2 protein-coding genes and 1 pseudogene are annotated in these 4,902 nt (G+C 61.9%); all 3 read right to left on the bottom strand.

Annotated features, from left to right (window positions below; translation table 11 throughout):
- Nucleotides 1–297, bottom strand: a pseudogene (locus tag LCF60_RS23480) (hypothetical protein); the annotation flags it as partial.
- Nucleotides 294–827 carry a sigma-70 family RNA polymerase sigma factor gene (locus LCF60_RS23485; RefSeq protein ID WP_292294958.1) on the bottom strand — a complete coding sequence of 178 codons (534 nt, stop codon included), beginning with the start codon at nt 825–827 and terminating at the stop codon, nt 294–296. The pseudogene LCF60_RS23480 and the gene LCF60_RS23485, both read right to left, overlap by 4 nt.
- Before the next feature lie 128 nt (nt 828–955).
- Nucleotides 956–4,582: a DUF4214 domain-containing protein gene (locus LCF60_RS23490; protein ID WP_292294959.1), complete on the bottom strand. Its 3,627-nt coding sequence runs from the start codon at nt 4,580–4,582 to the stop codon at nt 956–958.
- Between the last annotated feature and the right edge of the window lie 320 nt (nt 4,583–4,902).

Below are 4,902 nucleotides of genomic sequence, written 5' to 3' on the forward strand. Positions count from 1 at the left end.
CAGCAAGGGGCGCTTGCGGTCGGATCGAGCTGTGGTGCGACTGCGCGCCCTCCCGGGCTCTGCGACCCGTGGCAAAGACGGGGCGTCGTCGATCGCGCTCAATATCCCGCGCCACAGGTCGTCGGACGGTGCCATCGGGTCGGCTGTATCATCGAGTGGAAGAAATCGATCACGGCTGCGCCCGACGTCGCGCCAGAACTCGGGATCGTCTTGCAGATCTTCCTCGACAGACTCGGCCTCACGGTCCCAAAAGCCCAACACGTACTCATCGGCACGGTCTCGTTTGTCACTGCTCATGACAGACACTCCCGGAGCTTGCGAAGCCCGCGCGTGATCCAGGATTTCGTGGTACCCAGTGGCGCATCAATTTTTCCAGCGATCTCGCCATGTGAATACCCGAAAATATAGGCCATCAAAACGCAGTTTCGGGTGACGGTGTTCAACTGTTCAAGGCAAGTGCGCAGTGCGCTTGTTTCTTCAAGCCGACTGAAGCTTTGTTCCAACACCTTGTCCCGCTCGACATGCGCATCAAGATCGGAAGGGTCGCTCGGGATTTCCCGGCTGCTGTCGCGCAGCATGTTCAGGGCGCGATGTCGGACGATCGTGTAAAGCCAGCCCCGGCCCGACCCACGGTCCGGGTCAAACTGGGACGCCTTCGTCCAGACCTGAACGAAAGCTTCCTGAACCGCCTCTTCTGCCAGATCACGTCGCCTGAGGATGCGCATCGCGACACCGATCAATTGAGGTGCTTCGGCGTCGAACAGCGTCTTCAGTCCGGCGCGTTCGCCGCGTGCGCAATCCTGAATCGCCTGTGCGTGATCAATCACTTGTATGAGGCTCCGTCTCGCTCCGGGTTCGGCAGGACGTTAAGGTCGTTTGGAGGGAGCCTCAACATGCGTTTTTGGTCTATGGACGCAGGGTGCGCGTCAGGCGCGCCCTGCGGTTGCTTGAGCCTTCAGGCGACAAAGAAGCCATCATCCGTGACCGGCGCGTGATCCGCGACGTTCTCGGCGCTATCGGTGAAATCAAGGATCACATCGGACCGATCCACCGCGCCGCTGTCGAGCGCATCGGACCAGAAATCGATGCCGGGTTGATCGGCCTCCCGGTCAAGGATGTTCACGTACAGAAGCTCGAGGAATCCGGTCGTATCCGTTCCGCCATAGGTTTCGGCGTATTCGCTGCCGGAAATGAAGGTCTCGACGATGAAGTCAAGATCGTCATTGGTCTCGGCGACGCCGCTCCAGAAACGCAGACCAGCTTCGTCCGGGGCGCGCTCGAACAGATCGTAAAGCCGATAGACCGATGCGGCGTTCTCGCCCTCAAGATCATAGATGAACGCGCCATCCTGAAGCGAGATGCGTTCCACATCCATCAGAGTATCGGCACCCGTCGCCGTATTGACGGTGATGGAGCCGTCGTCCATCAAATCCTGCACGATGTCCGTGCTTGAGAGTTGATATTCGACGACATCGGTTCCGCTTCCGCCGTCAATCATGTCGCCGCCACCCTGACCGATGAACTTGTCGTTTCCGCCAAGGCCATTGAGCGTTTCTCCGGCCGTCGTCCCGATGATCAGATCAGCATCCTCGCCGCCATTCGTGACGGCTCCGCTGGCGGTCAGGACATCGACGGTCATCAAGCGGCCTTGCTGATCGACAGCTACCGCCTTTGTGCCCTCCGAAACGTTCACGCCAAGCCCGGCAAAGGTGTAGTCATGCATGTCGTTGCCAAGCGCCACCGCGTCGTCACCGGTTGCGGTCACGTTCGATCCGATGGCGATGCTCCGCGCACCTTCGGCAAATGCGGCTTCACCAACCGCAAGACTGCGATCACCGCTTGCCTCGGCAAGGTGACCCAGCGCATGCGCACGCTCACCGGCGGCCGACGCCTGCCAGCCAAAGGCCGTGGCAGCCGTTCCCTGCGCGCTGCTTTCCCCGCCGACAGCGGTCGTTGAGGTGCCTGCGGCATCTGCCATGTCGCCAATGGCCAGCGAGTCCACGCCGGCTGCACTTGCACCATTGCCGATGGCCGTCGCGTTGTCAGTTCCGGCCATTGCGGCTTCGCCGACAGCAAGACTGAAGTCACCGGTCGCGGCGGCGATGTGACCAAGGGCATGGGCTCGTTCGCCTTCTGCAAGAGACCGCCAGCCAAACGCGGTCGCCGCTGTTCCTTCGGCAGTGCTTTCTCCGCCGATAGCCGTGGTCGACGTTCCGTTTGCCAAGGCTTGATCTCCGACCGCAATGGCATCGCGCCCTGTTGCACTCGCCCCGTTGCCAAGCGTGATCGTGCCGGTCGTGTCGGTGGTTTCTCCATCGCCAAGAGCAAGTTTCTGCGCGCGCGTTGCCGTTGTCTGCATCATCGTGCTGGACCCAGATGCTGATCCGGCAGCCGAACCCATCCCGCCACCGAAAGACGCGATCGCAAGCGTGCCATCCATGTCGGCACCGACAAGCTGCCAGCCCGAAACGCCGACATCACTGCCCAGTCCTGCAAAGGTATAGGAATGAGCAGACAGACCCAGTGCAAACTCGTTGTCTGAATCGGCGCTGACATTCGACCCGATCGCGACCGCATTGGTGCCCGTCGCGCTTGCGGCCTCACCAACCGCCAGAGTGAAGTCACCCTCCGCTTCGGCAATATGACCCAGCGCATGGGCACGTTCGCCCGTGGCCGAGGCTTTCCAGCCGAAGGCCGTTGCAGCGGTGCCATTGACGGAAATCTCGCCGCCGACACCGGTGGTGGATGTGCCATTCACCACAGCGGTATCGCCGATGGAAAGCGCGTCGATGCCGGTCGCGCTGGCTGCGTTGCCGATGGCGGTGGTGTTGTCACCCATCGCACCGGCGGCTTCACCGATGGCAAGGCTGAAATCCCCTTCGGCAGAGGCGGCGTGCCCAAGAGCATGCGCCCGCTCGCCCTCGGCAGACGCCCGCCAGCCGAAGGCCGTTGCAGCGGTGCCATTGACGCTCGTTTCGCCGCCCACAGCCGTGGTCGAGGGACCACCTGTGGCCGATGCGGCGTCACCGATGGACAGGGCATCCCGGCCATCTGCCACGGCATCATTACCGACCGAGATTGCACCGACACCGTTTGCGGTGGATGCCCCTTCCGTCGTCGGTGCGCTCATCTCGTCCTGCGGCCTTGGCTCCGGTGCCATGTTCACGCTCGGGACAGTAACCGTTGGCGCGGTGGTCGTTGGTGCTGCATCCGTATCGACGCCAAACCCTGCGATCCCGTCAAGGCTGAGCCGTCCTTCGGCATCGACCATCATGACGCCACTGTCGCCCGACAGGCCCGCAAGCGAATAAGTGGCATTGTCGCCACCAATCGCGATTTCGAATGCGTCAGCGCTGACCTGGTTCCCGATTGCAATTGCGTTTTCTCCGGACGCGGTGGCCGCTTCGCCGATCGCGAGGGTAAAATCACCGTCTGCATCCGCGAGGTGCCCGAATGCGTGGGCGCGCTCGCCCTCTGCCGAGGCGCGCCAGCCGAAAGCAGTCGCCGCGACTCCGTTCGCCGTACTTTCCCCCCCGACTGCAGTCGTCGACGGACCGCCGGTTGCCATGGCGTTATCGCCGATTGCAATGGCATCGCGTCCATCGGCTGACGCTGCGTTGCCGATCGCCGTTGCAAAATCGCTGGCGGCAGAGGCCGCTTCGCCGATTGCAAGGCTGAAATCGCCGTCTGCATCCGCGAGGTGCCCAAAGGAATGTGCCCGCTCGCCTTCGGCGGACGCCTGCCAGCCAAAGGCGGTTGCCGCGACACCCAAGGCCTGTGACTCGCCACCGACGGCCGTGGTCGAAGCGCCGGATGCGTTCGCCTCGTCTCCGATGGCAACCGCATCTGCACCAAGGGCACTGGCATCGTCACCAAAGGCAATGCCACCCACCGGATCGGCTACCGCGCCGTCACCCTCGGTAAGACGATCGCCACCCCCAAGCAGCGCAAGCTTTGCAAGCGCGCCATCAAGGCTTGATCCCTCGATAGAGCCCGCCGCGACAGGCAGGGTCGCCTTGAACCCACCCGTTCCGTCAATTGCGCCATCCGTTCCCGCGCCAACGCCTTCCGGGACTTCCGCGCCGTGGATGACGATCTCGCGCAATGGCAGCGGCATCAAATCCGCCGCGGTGAAATCGGCTCCGGTCACCGTCGAAAAGAAATTGTCGTCATCGGTCAGATCGTAGCTGTTGATCGTCAGCATCTCGCCCGCGCTGTTCGCGACCGGATCGTTGTGGGTGCCATCATCCAGATTCTCGAGCGACAACAGGACATCGCCGTAGGCGGGAATCCCTTCCAGCACCTCGACATAGCCGTCGCGATCGGCGTCATCGAAGATGGTCGGCGCGGCAGAGTCGATTGGGTTGCCCGCATCGTCAAATCGCCCATGAATGTGCTGGATGTGGAGCTGATCTGGCGTCAATCCTCGCGCGACCGTCGCAACCGTCAAGGTCGTTCCTTCGATTGCCACGAACGCTGTCGCCTCCACGCCAGAGCCGTTCAGGGCCGTCAAATCGGCCACATAGACGGAATCTGCGGAGTTCAGCACATTTTCGAGTTGGTTGAAGTACGTATTGGACATGAAAGTCTCCCAAATGGCGCGACAAGATTATGTCTGAATTCAGGCGGCTTTCAGTGTCGCAAACTGCATACCGCCAGGCCGCGGCGTTTTGCGCCCGGCAATGTAAAGACACGCGGACCGGGCCATTGGATGCAGGAACAGAAAAAAATTTTCGCGCCTTCGAGGCTCAGGCAGGGAAATCACTACGCAGCACAGCTGTCGCGTAGCCGTTAGGTTTGAGATGACGCGACAGACGGACGGAGCTTATCGCTTGCACGGGAACGGTGGACGCGGGAAACGCCACGGCAGGCAATGGAGAGGGCTGCCTCCGATCTTTCAGA

Source organism: Marivita sp. (assembly GCF_020055635.1).
Lineage (GTDB): Bacteria > Pseudomonadota > Alphaproteobacteria > Rhodobacterales > Rhodobacteraceae > Marivita.

Coding starts and splice junctions, on each gene's coding strand:
- LCF60_RS23490 (WP_292294959.1), bottom strand. CDS start 4,582: ATGTCCAATACGTACTTCAACCAACTCGAAAATGTGCTGAACTCCGCA.